The sequence below is a fragment of the Mycobacterium asiaticum DSM 44297 genome, assembly GCF_000613245.1.
Lineage (GTDB): Bacteria > Actinomycetota > Actinomycetes > Mycobacteriales > Mycobacteriaceae > Mycobacterium > Mycobacterium asiaticum.
In genome coordinates, this window is sequence record NZ_HG964937.1 from 1300480 (window position 1) to 1315878 (window position 15399).

The following is a 15399-nucleotide window of genomic DNA, read 5'->3' on the forward strand; positions in this document are numbered from 1 at the left end:
CAACGGTGGCGGCGTGGGCGGCGGTGCGAAGGGCGGCGCCGGCGGCAACGGTGGCGGCGTCGGCGGAGCGAGCGAAGGCGCCGGGGGAGCCCCCGGCGGGGGCCCGGCCAGCGCCGGCGGTCAGGGCGGCGCTAATAACGGCCAGCTCGGTGGCGTCGGCGGCACCGGCGGTACCGCTGGATACATTGCCCCGAACCTAAACCCCGACGCGGGTGCCGGTGGTGCCGGCGGCACGGGCGGCACCGGCGGGTTCTTCTTCGGCACCGGTGGCCAGGGCGGCGGCGGTGGTGGTGGCGGTGGCAGCATGCTGCAAGACGGCGGCGGTGGTGGCGCCGGCGGCGCCCAAACCGGCGATTGGTGGCTGGCGCCGCGCTTCCGGCTGTTCTAACAAGACCGGATGCGCCCGCCCTCCTAACCGGCCGTCGACACCAGGTCGCCGCCCTTGGCCGCATGCTCGTTCGGCGTAGGCCACGGCGATGGCACCGGCCGCTGCCGCACCCGTTGCGGCCACCAGAACCACTTGCCCAGCAGCGCGGCGATCGATGGCGTCATCAACGACCGGACGATCAGGGTGTCGAACAACAGGCCCAGCCCGATCGTGGTGCCGACCTGGCCGATCACCGTCAGCTCACTGACCGCCATCGTCATCATTGTGAACGCGAACACCAGCCCGGCCGAGGTCACCACCGAACCGGTGCCACCCATCGCCCGGATGATGCCGGTGTTCAAGCCGGCATGGATCTCCTCCTTGAACCGGGACACCAGCAGCAGGTTGTAGTCGGCACCCACGGCCAGCAGGATGATCACCGACATGGCCAGCACCATCCAGTGCAGCTCGATCCCGATCAAGTGCTGCCAGATCAACACCGAAAGACCGAAAGACGCACCAAGAGAGAGCAATACGGTGCCCACGATCACGGCTGATGCCACCACACTGCGAGTGATGATCAGCATGATGATGAAAATCAGGCACATCGAGGCGATTCCGGCAATCAACAGGTCGTAGTTGCTACCTTCCTGCATGTCCTTGAAGGTGGCCGCAGTCCCGCCGAGAAGAATCTTCGATCCCTCCATCGGGGTGCCCTTGAGGGCCTCGTAGGCGGCCTTCTTGATCGCATCGATGTGCGAAATGCCTTCTGGCGACATCGGATCACCGTCATGGCTGATGATGAAGCGCACGGCGTGGCCATCCGGAGAGATGAAGTTCTTCATGCCCTTTTTGAATTCGGGGTTGTCGAACGTCTCCGGAGGCAGGTAGAACGAGTCGTCGTTCTTGGACGCGTCGAAGGCTCTGCCCATCGCGGCGGAGTCGCGTTGTGCCCGCTGTTGCTGTTCCAGCAGACCCTTCTGGGTCGAATACATGGTCAGCATCATGGTTTTCATGTTCTTCATGTTTTGGATCATCTCGGGCATCAGCGCCACCATCTTCGGCATGAGCGTGTCCAGATGATCCATCACCGGCAGCAGGCTCTGGATGTCGTCGGTCATGGTGTCGATGCCATCCAGGGCGTCAAACACCGACCGCAACGAGAAGCACACCGGAATGTCGTAGCAGTGCTTCTCCCAGTAGAAGTACGAGCGGATCGGCCGGAAGAAGTCCTCGAAATCGGCCATGTGATCCCGTAATTCGGCGACGTCGATCGTCATCGAGTGCATCTTGCCGACCATCACGTGCATGTCGTTGGCCATCTGCGTCGTGATGCTTTGCATCTGCTCCATGCTGTTGATGGTCGTCTGCATTTCGTCGGACTGCTTGAGCATGTCGGCGATCTGGTCTTCTTGGTACTTCTGCGTCATCTGCTGGCTGACGCCCTGCATGCTGATCTGAAAGGGGATCGACGTGTGCTCGATCGGCGTGCCCTCGGGTCGAGTGATGGCCTGCACGCGGCTGATGCCGGGGACCCGGAAGATCGCCTTCGCAATCTTGTCGATGACCAGGAAGTCCGCGGAATTGCGCAAATCGTGGTCGCTTTCGAGCATCAGCAGCTCGGGATTCATCCGAGCCTTGGAGAAGTGCCGATCGGCGGCCGCGTAACCCGCGTTCGCCGGCAGATCGGCGGGCAGGTAGTTGCGGTCGTTGTAGTTCGTCCGGTAGCCGGGCAGGGTGAGCAAACCGACGAGCGCAATCCCGATCGTCAGGACCAGCACGGGGCCAGGCCACCGAACGACGAGAGCCCCGACCTTGCGCCAGCCGCGGATTCGCTGCGCGCGCTTGGGTTCGAGAGTTTGGCGGAAGCGTGACGCCACCGAGATGACCGCTGGCCCAAGCGTCAACGCTGCCAGCACCACTACCACCATGCCGATCGCCAGCGGGATGCCCAGCGTCTGGAAATACGGCAGGTTGGTGAAGTGCAGGCAGAACGTCGCCCCGGCGATGGTCAGACCCGAACCGAGCACGACATGTGCCGTTCCGCCAAACATCGTGTAGTAGGCGTCTTCTCGAGACTCGCCGACCGCCCGGGCTTCCTGATATCGGCCGATCAGGAAGATCGCATAGTCGGTAGCGGCAGCGATCGCCAACGTCACCAACAGATTGCAGGCGAAGGTGGAGAGCCCAATGATGTTGTGGTAGCCCAGGAATGCGACCGCACCACGGGCGGCGGCCAACTCGAACACCACCATCGCCAGCGTCAGCAATACCGTAACGATCGACCGGTAGACCATCAGCAGCATCGCAATGATCACTAGGAACGTGACGGCCGTAATCACCTGCAAGCTGCGGTCTCCCGCGAGATGCTGGTCGGCTTCCAGCGCCGAGGGGCCGGTGACGAAGGCCTTGACCCCATTGGGCGGGCGAACGCTGTTCACGATGGCCTGGACGGCCTCGACCGAGTCGTTGGCCTTCGTCTCGCCCATGTTGCCGACCAGGTAGACCTGGACGTAGGCGGCTTTGCCGTCATTGCTCTGGGCGCCGGCTCCGGTGAGCGGATCGCTCCAGAAGTCTTGGACATGCTCGACGTGCTCGCGGTCGGCCTCGAGCTTTCTGACGATCTGGTCGTAGTAGGCATGCGCTTCGGCGCCGAGTGCGTTCTGGCCCTCCAGCACGATCATCACCGAGCTGTTGGACTTGTACTCCTTGAACACCTCGCCAACGCGCTTGGTCGCAATCACCGATTGCGCGTCGTCCGGGCTCATCGACACCGAGCGCATCTTCCCGACCTCGTCGAGCTGGGGGACGACGACGTTCAGCAGCGCGATCAACGCGATCCAGCCGAGGATGATCAGCACGGCGAACTTGCGGATGAAGTGCGGGATCCTCTCGCGAGCCGCGTGCTTGGCGACGGGGATGGAATCGGTTGGCGCGTCGTGGGTAGCGGTGCTCATGCGGATTTCACCAAGCAGGAGGTCAGGGCGTGCACGCCGGTGGCTGTTTGCTCGTCTTTGACTTCGTCGTCGACGGTGATGCGGCAACCGAGGTAGTCGCCGTCACTCTGCGCCGAGATATTCGGGAAGACCGAGGGTGCCGTGGTGCTCAGCACCAACGTCCAGGGCAACGGGGCGTTGTCCAACCGCTGCGGCGAGGCGCTGAGGTCGAGGTAGTTGACATTGGCCTGACCGGCCGAGCCGAAGATCTCGTACTTGACGACCTTCGGCTTGAACGGTTTCGAGTCGTCCACCTTTGAGCTGGTCAGAGTGTCCTCCTGGTCAAGGGCGTAGAACGACTTGACGCGGGCCACGGCGAACCCGCCGATGACCACGACGGCCACGATCAACAGCGGCAACCAGGCGTTACGCACGATTCTCGTCATGAGCTACCCGGTCCTTTCCTGGCGTGGCTGTGCTGTCGAGTCACATTGCGTGACAACGTTTTCGAAGCGGTGATGCGTGGAAGTGCAGCGCGAAACGGCCCGATGCGCTACGCCGGATTGCTTCGGAGTACCGAGGCAGGGTCGAGTACCGCGGCCGGACCATGGATACATGATCTGCATATTTTGCAGACTATGCAAGTTTGTGTGTCGCTGGTCACGCTCTCACTTGCTGAAGATGCTGTTGACCAGCGCGGCGGCGCGCTCGACGTAGGGCATCGGCGTGTCTTCGGCGTCCTGCGCACCGCTGCTGGACCAGCGTTCTATACCCGAACGCACGGCCGTTAACGCCAACGCGGCGATTAAGGCGGGAATCTCATCGTCGGAGTTCATGCCCTGGCGTTTCGCCACGATATCGGCCAGGTGCGTCTGGAAGCGTTCCAGGTCTGCCAGGAACGCCGCCAACACCGCCGGGGTCGTTTTCGCCAGGTCCAGCATGCACACCGCCTGTTCGCGTTCGGGTGGCATGTCACGCAGATGGTGTGCGGCCAGGGTGATCAATTCGGCCAGCACCACCGAGTAGGGCGCCGGTCCGGCGGCGACGAATTCGGCGGCCAGCTCGGGCGGCAGGTCGGATGGGCCGTAGGCGATCGCGGCTTCCTTATTCGGGAAGTAGTTGAAGAATGTGCGGGTCGAAATGCCAGCTTGGACGCAGATCTCCTCGACGGTCACCTTGTCCCAGCCCCGCGCTTGGGCCAGGCGCACGGCGGCGCCCCGGATATCCGCGCTGGTCTGGCGGCGGCGACGCTCGCGGAGACCTAACTGAGTCGACATAACATTCAATATTTGCACGAGATGCACACTTTGCACGCCTCCAGTTCTCAGGATCACTCCAGTGGGGTTTGCCGCGAGGATGCCGACGGCGATACTCGACGGGGGACATTCCTTGACGAAGGGGAGATGAAAGTGCCTCGAATCGCGCGGTCGGCGGCGTTTGCTGAGATCCCGACGCAGGACCTGGGCCAAGGGGATCGGATCAACCTCGGCGTGGCCGGAATCATGAGTCGCCTGCCGGGCGTCGCCGAAGCGCTCGGCAACCTGACAGCCGCGCTGCGCGGCAACGGCACTTTGCCGCCGCGGCTGCTGGAGCTGGTGCGGTTGCGCATCGCCTTCTTCAACCAGTGCCGCAGCTGTATTGCGGTGCGGTACGAGAGCGCCATCGCCGACGGGTTGGACGAGGCGGCGGTCTGCTCGCTGGAGCGTCCCGCCGAAGCGGAGAACCTCTCGGCCGCCGAGCGGTCGGCGCTGCGGTTCGCGGAGCTGTTCGCCACCGACCACCTCGCCATCAACGACGCCGTCTACGACGAGCTGCGCGAGCACTTCACCGAGGACCAGCTGGTGGAACTCGGCTTGTACTGCGCGATCGCGCTCGGCATCGGGCGGTTGTCGGCGACCTGGGATGTGTCCGACGACCTACCGGAGGCTTCGAATTCCGATGGTGCTGTCGCGCCGTGGAATTCGGCATCGGTGGTGGCATCGGGCTGAGCGGGTCAGCGTTTGCCCCAGTCCCACGGCGGCGTGGTCAGCAGGCCCTGACCGGTGATGCGCGTTTCGCCGAAGTCCTTGTACAGCTCGATCTCCACCGTGCCTTCAGCGCCGGTGTTGAGGGCTTCGCGCAGCGCGGCCGAATGGGTGACGACCACCACTTGGGTGTGGTCGGCCGCGATGCGGATCAGCGACGCCAGCGGGCCGACCAGGCTGGGGTGTAGCGAGGTTTCCGGCTCGTTGAGCACCATCAGCGACGGCCGCTGCGGGCTGAGTAGCGCGGCGGCCCACAGCAGGAATCGCAATGTGCCATCGGACAATTCGGCCGCACTGAGCGGCCGAAGCATGCCGCGCTGCTGCAGCTGCAGATCGAACAGGCCGTTGCTGACGTCGACCGCGATGGTGGCGCCGTCGAAGGCGTCGGCGACGATGCGGCTCAGGTCGTCGAAGCCCGCTTCGATGATCGTTTGGATTGCCGCGGCGAGGTCGCTGCCGTCGTCCGAGAGCACCGGGGTGCGGGTGCCGACCTGCGGCTGGCGGGCTGGCGCGGCGGCGTCGACGCGGAAACCGTCGTAGAAGCGCCAGCCGCGCAGCCGCTCGCGTACAGCCGCGAGCTCCGGAAGTGCTTGCGGGTGAGCGTATTCGGCGAGCACACTGCGATACGGGGGTAGGTTGCGACAGAGTTCGTCGAAACCCGAGTCCGCGCTGACTTCGGCGAATTCACGGGTGCGGCACACCATGGTGGTGGCGCGTCGCAGCACCGGGCCGGCGAACAGGACCTCGCGTTTGATTTCCGGGTCCCGAGCGAATGCTGAGTTGTAGCCGGCCATCTGCGGTATGCCGAGATCGACCAGATAGCCGAAATCATCTGCGGCGAAACCAAGTTCGAGCGAGATGGGCCGAGTGCGCGCGGTACCCTGGGCCTTGCCTTGCCGACGGGCGCCGCCGAGCTGCTCCGGACCGGCCCACAGCACCGATTCCAGCCCGCCCTCGCGAGCCAGCGAGCCGATGACCTCGCCGCGGCCGCAGTCGGCGAGCAGGCGCAGCGCCCGGTACACCGAGGACTTGCCGGTGCCGTTGGCGCCGGTGACGACTGAGAGCGCGCCCAGGGGCAGGATGAGTTCGCGCAGTGAGCGATAACCGCGCACCGCGACGGTCTGCAGCATCCGTTTCTCCTATGTCAAGCCGCCGCGGTTTGGCCTTGTACGTCGCTGTTGGTATGCCCATTGGATCATGAGCGCGGCGGTCCGCCGAAACGGCTTGGCCCGGTTTGCGTTAGAGACTCGCGAAGTCGCCGACGGCAGTCATCTTGTTCCCGTCCCAGGCTGTGGCGAAGCCGCCGGCGGTGAATCCGCAGTTCAGGATGATGGCTCGGTGTGCGGGACTTGTCATCCACGAGTCGAGGGCTGCGTTGGGAGTCGCAGCCGATCCGGTGCCCCAATAGACAATTTCGCCCGTTCGGCTGGCCCTGGTGTAGCCCGCTTCGGCAATGCGCGCCTGCGGTAGCGAGCCATCCGAGCCGAGGTGGCCGTTCACAGCGTTGTGCAACATGTCGTTGGCGTGCCGCTGTGCCGCTGCGGTCAGACGCGGGTCATCGGCGAGCGCTCCACATCCCGGGCGCAGTCCGTTGACGCCGTTGTACAGCGAATCGTCTGCGCGCGCGGTGAAGCCGGCAAGCGGACCGAGAGTCATTGTGAAAACAGCACTCAACGAGATGGCGGCAATATTGAATTTCATCGTCATGTTGCCTCGGGCCGTATTCGCTTTGCTGCAGGTAAATGCTATCCAGGTTCGGGTTCAAGAGTCGAGAGGCCAATTGCTTGGCGCTGCCGAACCCGCATGTAGCGTTGCCCGTTGGCGGTGCCACTAAACCCGGCGCCGATTCGGTCGGCTTTCAAAGTCGTTCCAGCGACGGCTCGTCCGTGGAGGGCCTCAACATTCCCTCGCATTCCGCCCGGGCACGTCACTGGGTCAGGACGCAGGTGTTTGTCATCGTGGTAGCGGGCGCGAAGGGTATGCGAGTCAGAGGTCACTAAGGCATGCTCACCTTCAGGCATCGCATCGACCGGTGACTTCTGACTTGACAGCGAGGCCGCCTCTTCGCGTCGGGCGCTGCCAGGTAGCAAAGCCTCTGTCCGACAACACAATCGCCGTTACGTCCCCGGATGGTCGAAGACCGTCGTCCCGCCCGGAGTCGTGTAGTCAAGGTAGATCGGTTGCTGCGAGAAGGGCAAGTATCCGGTGTTCATCAGACCAGAAGAGATGACCGTTGGCTGATAGTTGGCAGTGTTGAAGGAGTACAGCAGGTGATCTTTGGTCGGGCTGTCGTAGACGAAGATCTGGGTGTTAGGTGGCAAACTCCCCGCCCCACCAATCACCGAGGAGGGCATGGTCCCAAAAACACCCCCGGAGTCGATAATCGATGGAACCGGGACGACTGACGTGCTGGTGCTACCAACCTGCACGTAGAGGGTGGATATTGGCGCACCGGGAATGTTGATGTTGCTTGCGGGTGGCAAAGTGCTTGGCCCGAATTGCAACTGCTGCTGTGGCATGTTGACCAGCACGCCCTGGTTGAGATTGCCCGGCAGCGCCGCGTTCGGAATGCTCGGACCCGGGCCCACCGCGTTCGGGCCGACCCCCAGCACACCGTCCACGCCGGCCGTCGCGAAGTAAGCGTCGAACGGCGTGGTGAACGGGTTCTTTAGGAACTCGGTGAAGTACGCATTGATCGCGAAAGGCGACGTCGGCAGCGAGAACAGCACCACATTGACGCCGGTCGGTGAGGTGACGAGGCCGTTACCGAAGTCCACCGTGGCCGGGAAGGTGGCGTAGAGATAGGTCAACCCACCGCTGTAGCCGCTGATGTTCAATCCGGTGGGCAGGCCCATCCTCAGCAGCCCCAGCGGCCCACCGACGTCTTGCATCTGGACGACCAGGCCCCTTGACCCGGTATCCACCAGAATGGGCCCGGTCTGATGGCCATTAAGGCCGAGGGTCACGGTCGGCTCGGTGACCGCAACGGTCGGCATCGGCACGGTCTTTCCGTCCCAACCCGCACCGCTGAACCCGGGGTTGCCCCACAACAAGCCCGGAGCGCCTCCGGGGCCGCCAAGGCCCCGAGTGGGTCCGATCGGACCGCCGCCAGTCCCACCTGGACCGCCATTGCCGATCAAACCGGCTGCACCGCCAGCCCCACCTGCTGCCCCCGTGGCGGATGGGGAGTAACCAGCGCCACCGTTGCCCCACAGGATTCCGCCAGCTCCACCGTTCGGGTTCGCGGCGGTACCAGGCGCGCCGTCACCGATCAACGGCCGCCCCAGCAGGAACTGCGTGGGCGCGTTGATCACTCCGAGAACTGGGTCCAGCACAGATGCGGCTGCCGCCTCGGCGGACGCATACGAGCCGGAGGCCCCGTTCAGGGCCGTCACAAACTGCTGGTGGAACGCGCTGACCTGAGCGTTCACCAACTGGAATTCGTCGCCGAACTCCCCGAACAGGGTCGCTATCGCGGTCGAGACCTCGTCGGCCGCGGCCGCCGCCAGCCCAGTGGTCGGAGCCGCCGCCGCTACGCTCGCGCTGTTGAGTGCCGAACCGATGCCCTGCAAATCCGCTGTTGCCGCACTCAGCCAGTCGGGCGCCACGGCTAGAAACGACACGTCGGCCCCCCTATAACGTCGAACAGCGCTCGGTGCTGTAAAGCCTATCCAGTTCCCGCCCCGCGATCTCGGCTTTCGGCCACACCGATTGTTACCGCTCGGTGACGCCGGTAGCCAGGCGGGTCGCCGTTACAGGGCCGCCAGGATTGCGTCCACCCGGTCGCGCGCGTCGCCGAACAGCATCGCGGTGTTCTCGCGGAAGAACAGCGGGTTCTGCACACCGGCATACCCGGAGGCCATGGACCGTTTGAACACGATCACGTTGTCGGCCTCCCAGACCGTGAGTACGGGCATTCCCGCAATGGGGCTGCTGGGGTCTTCGGCTGCGGCGGGGTTGACGGTGTCGTTGGCCCCGATGACCAGGACCACCGAGGTGTCGCCGAAGTCGTCGTTGATCTCGTCCATTTCCAGCACGATGTCGTAGGGCACCTTCGCCTCAGCCAGCAGCACGTTCATGTGACCCGGCAGGCGACCCGCGACCGGGTGAATGCCGAACCGGACGTTCACGCCGCGGGCGCGCAGCCGGCGGGTCAGTTCGGCGACGCCGTTCTGGGCCTGGGCGACGGCCATCCCGTAGCCCGGGGTGATGATGACCGTGTCGGCCGAGCCGAGCAACTCGGCGACGTTTTCAGCGGTGATCTCGCGGTGCTCGCCGTAATCCTTGTCGCTGGCCGGCCCCGCCTCGATGCCGAAGCCGCCGGCGATCACCGAGATGAAGGACCGGTTCATCGCCTTGCACATGATGTAGGACAGGTAGGCACCGGACGAGCCGACCAGCGCGCCGGTGATGATCAGCAGGTCGTTGCTGAGCAGGAAGCCGGAGGCGGCCGCGGCCCAGCCGGAGTAGCTGTTCAGCATCGACACCACGACGGGCATGTCGCCACCGCCGATCGAGGCCACCAGGTGCCAGCCGAGCAGCAGCGCCAGCACGGTCACCGCGGCGAGCAGCCAGATCGTCGGGTCGATCACGAACCACACCGTCAGCGCGGCGAATACCACCAGCGCGCCGACGTTCAAGAAGTTCTTGCCCGGCAGCATCATCGGTGCGGACTTGATCCGCGCCGAGAGCTTGAGGTTGGCCACGATCGAGCCGGTGAACGTCACCGCACCGATGAACACGCCGACCACGACCTCGGCCGAGTGGATGCCGGCCAGGCCTTCCGCGCGCAGGGCGATGGCGTCGGCGCCGTGCGGATGGCCCTCGATGTGCAGGTAGCCGTTCCACCCAACGAGCACCGCAGCCAGACCGACGAACGAGTGCAGCAGGGCGATCAGCTCGGGCATGCCGGTCATCTCGACCACCCGGGCCCGCCACAGGCCGATCGTGGCACCGACCAGCATGGCTCCCACCAGCAGCGCCACGCCCAGCGGCTTGATGCTGTGATCCAGCGCCAGCGCGATGGTCGCGACCAGAGCCACGGCCATCCCGACGGTGCCGAAAGTGTTCCCGGCCCGGGACGTCTCGTGCCGGGACAGCCCGGCCAGCGCCAGGATGAACAGCAGGGCAGCGACGACGTACGCCGCGGTGGCGGTGGTTTCTACCGTGAACAAAGGAAATCCTCCGGTTGGGCGCGCAGCTCAGCTGCGCGAGAACATGGCCAGCATTCGCCGCGTCACCGCGAAGCCGCCGAAGATGTTGATGCTGGCCAGCAGGATCGCCACCGCCGATACCACCGTGATCGCCAGGTCGTCTTTGCCGATTTGCAGCAGGGCGCCCAGCACGATGATTCCCGAGATCGCGTTCGTCACCGACATCAGCGGTGTGTGCAGCGCGTGGTGCACGTGCCCGATGACGTAATAGCCGATCACAATTGCCAGCGCGAACACCGTCAGGTGCACCTGCAGCGCCGCAGGCGAGAGCGCGATCAGGGCGAACAGCACTGCGGCGGCTGTGAAGGCGGTGCCCAGGCGGCGGCCGGTGGACATCGGCTTCTTGGCCTGGGATTGCTTGGCCGGCGCGGCGGGCGTCGCGGTGGCCGGCGCCGCGGAGACCTGCACCGGCGGTGGCGGCCAGGTCTTCTCGCCGTTGCGGACCACCGTCATCGAGCGCTGCACGACGTCGTCGAAGTCCAGCACGAGCTGACCGTCCTTCTCCGGGGTCATCAGCTTGAGGAGATTGACCAGGTTGGTCCCGTAGAGCTGCGAGGACTGCGCGGGCAGCCGGCCGGCCAGGTCCGTGTAGCCGATGATGGTCACGTCGTTGTCGGTGACGATCTTCTGATCCTTGACGGTGCCCTCGACGTTGCCGCCGTTGGCCGCGGCCATGTCGACGATCACGCTGCCCGGCTTCATCGAGGCGACCATGTCCGCGGTGATGATTCGCGGTGCCGGCTTACCGGGAATCAGCGCCGTGGTGATGATGATGTCGACGTCCTTGCACTGCTCCTCGTAGAGCCGTGCCTCGCGGGCCTTGTAGTCGTCGCTCATCTCCTTGGCGTAGCCGGTGGCAGATACCTCGGCTTCCTCGGATTCAATCGAAAGGTATTCGCCGCCAAGGGATTTGACCTGATCGGCGACCTCCGGCCGGGGGTCGGTGGCGCGCACTATGGCACCGAGGCTGCCCGCGGACCCGATCGCGGACAGTCCGGCGACGCCCGCTCCGACGACGAGCACCTTGGCGGGCGGTACCTTGCCGGCGGCGGTCACTTGGCCGGTGAAGAACCAGCCGAACGCGTGGGCTGCCTCCACGACCGCGCGGTAGCCGGCGATGTTGGCCATCGACGACAGGACGTCGAGCGACTGTGCCCGCGAGATGCGCGGCACCGCATCCATGGCCAGGACGGTGATCGGGCGGCCCGCCAGCTTCTCTACTAGCTCCGGTTGCAGCGCGGGGGAGATCAAGCTGACCAGCGTGGCGCCCTCGCGCAGTGCGCTGATCTCGTCGTCATTTGGCTGGTTGACCTTTAAGACGACGTCGGCACCCCACGCCTGTTCGAACGAGCCGATCTCGGCGCCGGCTGCGACGTAGGCGTCGTCGGGAAAGCTCGCCGCGGCACCGGCCTGGGATTCGACAACCACCGCGTAGCCGAGCTTGATGAGCTGTCCCACGGTCTGCGGCGTGGCGGCGACACGCGTCTCACCTGGGAGGGACTCGCGGGGTATTCCGATGATCACTTGCTTCGGTCCGTTCGGTGGGTTGAGCTTTCAAATCGCCGCAAAGCCTACGGCAGGCGGCCATGCCCCCAAAAACAGCGCCACTGGCCCGTTAACCTCGGGAGGCCGGACGCCGACGGGGGGAGGGGATTTGTCCGCGATACCTGTGATCGCGCTCACCGGCCACCTCGGCGCGGGCAAGACCACCCTGCTCAACCACCTGCTGCGCACCCCCGACACCCGCATCGGCGTCGTCGTTAACGACTTCGGCGAACTCAATATCGACGCCGGTCTGGTGGCCGGCCAGATCGACGAGCCCGCGTCGATCGCCGGCGGATGCATCTGCTGTCTGCCCGATGACGGCGGCCTCGAGGACGCGCTGGTCAAACTCGCCGACCCGGCGCGGCGCCTGGACGCGATCATCGTCGAAGCCAGCGGCCTGGCCGACCCGGTGGCGATCGCACGGATCATCGGCTTCAGCAGGATCGCCCGGGTGCGGCCCGGCGGGCTCGTCGACGTCATCGACGCGGCGAACCACTTCGAGACCGTCGACCGCACCGAGTTGCCGCCCGCGCGGTACGGCGCGGCATCGTTGATCGTGGTCAACAAGCTGGACCAGGTTTCGCCGGATCAGCGCGCGGTTGTGCTGCAGCGCATCAAAGACCGTGTGTCGCAACGCAATCCACAGGTGCACGTGGTGGGTACCACGGGTGGAAGGATCGACCCGGCGCTGCTCTTCGACTCCTCGGACACTGTGGTGCAGTTCGGACAGCTGTCGTTCCGCGAGCTGCTGCTGGACTCTGATCACGCGCACGCCCACGATCACGTCGCAGCGGACGCCGTGACCGTCACCAGCAGTGGTTGCGTCGACGTGGATGCACTGATCGATCTGCTCGAACGGCCGCCGTCCGGGGTGTTCCGGCTCAAAGGCGTTGTCGCGGTGCGGCAACGGACGCGGGTGCGGAACTACGTCGTGAACGTGGTGGGCAGTGCGGTCCATATCGCTAAGGCGCCCGCATCGGCGGTGCCGAATTGTCTGGTCGGCATCGGGATGGAGTTGGACACGGAGTCCGTGCGCGCGGCGCTCAGTGCGGCACTTGGGCCGGGTGCTGGTTCAACGGAAGCCGGGCAGCGGCGGCTGCAGCGGCATTTGCGGCTCAGGTTTTAGTCGGGGATCAGCGGCCCAATGCTGCCTTCTCAACACCGAAGTTGCTCGCCGCTGACCACCTCGCGTAGAGGACAGAGGCAACCATGCGATTTACCACGCTGACCGGAGCGTACTCCTATTTGCGCTAGTTATACTGCTCGTTGGCACCCGGGCGCCACCGCATAAGTAGTCGCTTTCTGCAGATGACCTGGAGTGGGAATTGACCGACGAGATTTATCCCGCCTTGTCGCAGCTGGCGCGCAGCTTACATAGTCAGCAGGACAGCGATTTCGACTCTGATCAATTGCTCCGTGAAGTTACCGAAATCGCCACGCAGATCCTGCCCGGGGTGGCTCACGCCGGCGTTGCACTAGTGGTCAATCGCCGCCGCCGGACACTCGAGTCGGTGGCGGCCACTGGACCCGTCCCGAGAAAACTCGATGCGTTGCAGGACGAGCATCAGGAAGGGCCGTGCCTGGAATCGCTCTGGAACCAATACACCGTCCGCGTCGACGATTACGAAAAAGAAACGCGCTGGCCCAAATTCGTCGCGGACTTGGTCGAACAGACACCCGTGCGCTCGAGTTTGTCAATTCAGCTATATACCAACGAGAATGAGCTCGGGACCGTCAACCTGTACTCCGAAGAGGCCGGTGCCTTCACGCCGGAAGTCGAGGAACTGGCCCTGGCGCTAGCCGCGCAAGCGGCGGTCGGACTCGCGGGCGCCCGCAGCAATGACGAACTTCGAAGCGCCCTGGCATCGCGCGACATCATCGGCCAAGCCAAAGGCATCATTATGGAAAGCCAGCAGGTCAGTTCGAGCGAGGCTTTCACGTTGCTCACGAAGCTCTCGCAGGAAACGAACACACCCGTGTACGAGGTCGCCCGCAGACTCGTATTCAAAGACCGGTCGCAGACTTAGTAGCAGTCGTCGGGCAAGATACCCGGCGATGTCTTCCTCGCTCGGCGACGTGCTCGTCACCATGGAACTAGAACGGGTCGACCCGTGGGTTTTCGTTGGACAACAACTGCCCGCGCCGGCCAATCACATTCTGGGCGGGCACATTTCGGCCCAGGCGCTGTTGGCGGCCAGCTACACCGCGCCGGGCCGTGCCCCGCACAGTGTGCACACCTACTTCCTGCGGCCTGGGGATTCCCGCCGGCCGGTCGACTTCGAGGTGGTCGACCTGCAGGAGGGTCGCAGGTTCTCCGCGCGCCGGGTCACCGCCCGGCAAGAGGGCAAGATCCTGATGGAGGCGATGTCGTCGTTCAAGGTCGCCGACCCGGGGTTCGCGCAGGTGGTCTATCAGCCGCCGATGCCCGCGGCGCCGCCACCGGAGTCGTTGCCGTGGGTGGCGCCGCACCTAGCCGAGTCGGACGAGCGCACCCAGGGCCGGTGGGCGAGCCTGCGTTGGTTCGAACGTCGCCTCGTCGACGCCGCCGAAGCGCCACCCGCTCGATCGGCGATGTGGTGGCGACCCGACGGTGAGGTCCCTAACGACCCGGTGCTGACCGCGAGCCTGGTGGCCTACCTATCCGCAGTGACGTTGACCGAGCCGGCGTTCGCGGCCCGCGGCGGCGTCGGGGATTCGTCGCAGCGTGACCATTCGGTGTGGTTCCACGCCCCGGCGGTGTTGTCGGATTGGCTTCTGCTGGAACGGTCTTCACCGAGCAGCGCGGATTCGCTTGCGCTGGCCAGTGGGACCATGTTCAACCGCAACGGCGAATTGGTATGCACGGTGCGGCAGGAGATGTACTTCCCGCCGCACCGTGGCTAACCAATTAGCGCTTGATATGCAGCGGGCCGATGCCGATCAGGTTGTCACCGGCTAGGCCGATGCCCAGGTTGTGGTTGCCGATATTGAAGAAGCCCTGGTTGAAGTTGCCCTGGTTGCCGATGCCGAGTGCAGATAGGAAGGACAACGGCAGGCCGGAGTTGTAGGTGCCGGTGTTGCCGATGCCGATGTTCATGAACCCGTTGTTGGCGATGCCAACATTTCGACTGCCGGCGTTGAACGCCCCCACGAGGTCGGTGCCGTTGTTGGCGATGCCGAATCCACCGAAGGTGGTGATGGGGTCGGTGGGGGTGAAGAACGGGCTGGTGTTGTTGATGCCGAAGTTCAGGGTGCCGGTGTTGAAGAACCCGATGTTGCCTTCTCCGACGTTGCCGTAACCGAAGCTCGGTAGCGGGGCGGCCGCGGCGGGCAGC

At 64.9% G+C, this 15399-nt stretch carries 12 protein-coding genes and 2 pseudogenes; 5 read left to right on the forward strand and 9 right to left on the reverse strand.

The genetic code is table 11. The features are described 5' to 3' along the window. Positions 1 to 388: pseudogene (locus tag BN972_RS29580) on the forward strand (hypothetical protein); the annotation flags it as partial. 23 nt (positions 389 to 411) lie between these two features. On the opposite strand, the gene BN972_RS16405 reads toward BN972_RS29580, so the two are convergent. The 3 genes from BN972_RS16405 to BN972_RS16415 form a co-directional block, all read right to left on the reverse strand. Then, positions 412 to 3324 carry an MMPL/RND family transporter gene (locus BN972_RS16405; protein ID WP_036359821.1) on the reverse strand — a complete coding sequence of 971 codons (2913 nt, stop codon included), beginning with the start codon at positions 3322 to 3324 and terminating at the stop codon, positions 412 to 414. Then, positions 3321 to 3749, reverse strand: a complete 429-nt coding sequence (locus tag BN972_RS16410) for an MmpS family transport accessory protein (RefSeq protein ID WP_172831260.1) — start codon at positions 3747 to 3749, stop codon at positions 3321 to 3323. The genes BN972_RS16405 and BN972_RS16410 overlap by 4 nt, the downstream gene beginning before the upstream one ends. Before the next feature lie 222 nt (positions 3750 to 3971). Then, a complete protein-coding gene (locus tag BN972_RS16415) occupies positions 3972 to 4580 on the reverse strand; it encodes a TetR family transcriptional regulator (RefSeq protein ID WP_036359824.1) in 609 nt (202 codons plus the stop codon). 126 nt (positions 4581 to 4706) lie between these two features. On the opposite strand from BN972_RS16415, the gene BN972_RS16420 reads away from it, so the two are divergent. Beyond that, positions 4707 to 5291 (forward strand): carboxymuconolactone decarboxylase family protein, encoded by a 585-nt coding sequence (locus tag BN972_RS16420; RefSeq protein WP_036359827.1) that lies wholly within the window; start codon positions 4707 to 4709, stop codon positions 5289 to 5291. Positions 5292 to 5296: 5 nt separating this feature from the next. Here BN972_RS16420 and BN972_RS16425 read toward each other — a convergent pair whose 3' ends face one another. The 5 genes from BN972_RS16425 to BN972_RS16445 all read right to left on the reverse strand — a co-directional run bounded on the left by BN972_RS16425 (position 5297) and on the right by BN972_RS16445 (position 12064). Further along, a complete protein-coding gene (locus tag BN972_RS16425; RefSeq protein ID WP_036359830.1) occupies positions 5297 to 6457 on the reverse strand; it encodes an AAA family ATPase in 1161 nt (386 codons plus the stop codon). Between the two features lie 109 nt (positions 6458 to 6566). Beyond that, positions 6567 to 7028, reverse strand: coding sequence for a CAP domain-containing protein (locus BN972_RS16430; RefSeq protein WP_036361090.1), 462 nt, complete (start codon positions 7026 to 7028; stop codon positions 6567 to 6569). Positions 7029 to 7444: 416 nt separating this feature from the next. Next, the gene (locus BN972_RS16435; RefSeq protein WP_036359834.1) at positions 7445 to 8950 is read right to left on the reverse strand and encodes a PecA family PE domain-processing aspartic protease; all 1506 of its coding nucleotides are present in this window, start codon (positions 8948 to 8950) and stop codon (positions 7445 to 7447) included. 129 nt (positions 8951 to 9079) lie between these two features. Continuing rightward, positions 9080 to 10501 (reverse strand): Re/Si-specific NAD(P)(+) transhydrogenase subunit beta, encoded by a 1422-nt coding sequence (gene pntB, locus BN972_RS16440; protein ID WP_036359837.1) that lies wholly within the window; start codon positions 10499 to 10501, stop codon positions 9080 to 9082. A 27-nt stretch (positions 10502 to 10528) separates the two neighbouring features. Further along, entirely contained in the window at positions 10529 to 12064 is a 1536-nt protein-coding gene (locus tag BN972_RS16445; RefSeq protein WP_036359840.1) for a Re/Si-specific NAD(P)(+) transhydrogenase subunit alpha, read from the reverse strand. 130 nt (positions 12065 to 12194) lie between these two features. Here BN972_RS16445 and BN972_RS16450 point away from each other — a divergent pair, with 130 nt between their 5' ends. The 3 genes from BN972_RS16450 to BN972_RS16460 all read left to right on the forward strand — a co-directional run bounded on the left by BN972_RS16450 (position 12195) and on the right by BN972_RS16460 (position 14968). After that, complete coding sequence (locus BN972_RS16450; RefSeq protein WP_036359843.1) at positions 12195 to 13211, forward strand: CobW family GTP-binding protein; 1017 nt, start codon at positions 12195 to 12197, stop codon at positions 13209 to 13211. Positions 13212 to 13410: 199 nt separating this feature from the next. After that, positions 13411 to 14112 (forward strand): GAF and ANTAR domain-containing protein, encoded by a 702-nt coding sequence (locus BN972_RS16455; protein WP_036359846.1) that lies wholly within the window; start codon positions 13411 to 13413, stop codon positions 14110 to 14112. A gap of 28 nt (positions 14113 to 14140) precedes the next feature. Next, complete coding sequence (locus BN972_RS16460) at positions 14141 to 14968, forward strand: acyl-CoA thioesterase (protein ID WP_036359849.1); 828 nt, start codon at positions 14141 to 14143, stop codon at positions 14966 to 14968. A gap of 4 nt (positions 14969 to 14972) precedes the next feature. On the opposite strand, the pseudogene BN972_RS29585 reads toward BN972_RS16460, so the two are convergent. Next, positions 14973 to 15399 (reverse strand): annotated as a pseudogene (locus BN972_RS29585) (hypothetical protein); the annotation flags it as partial.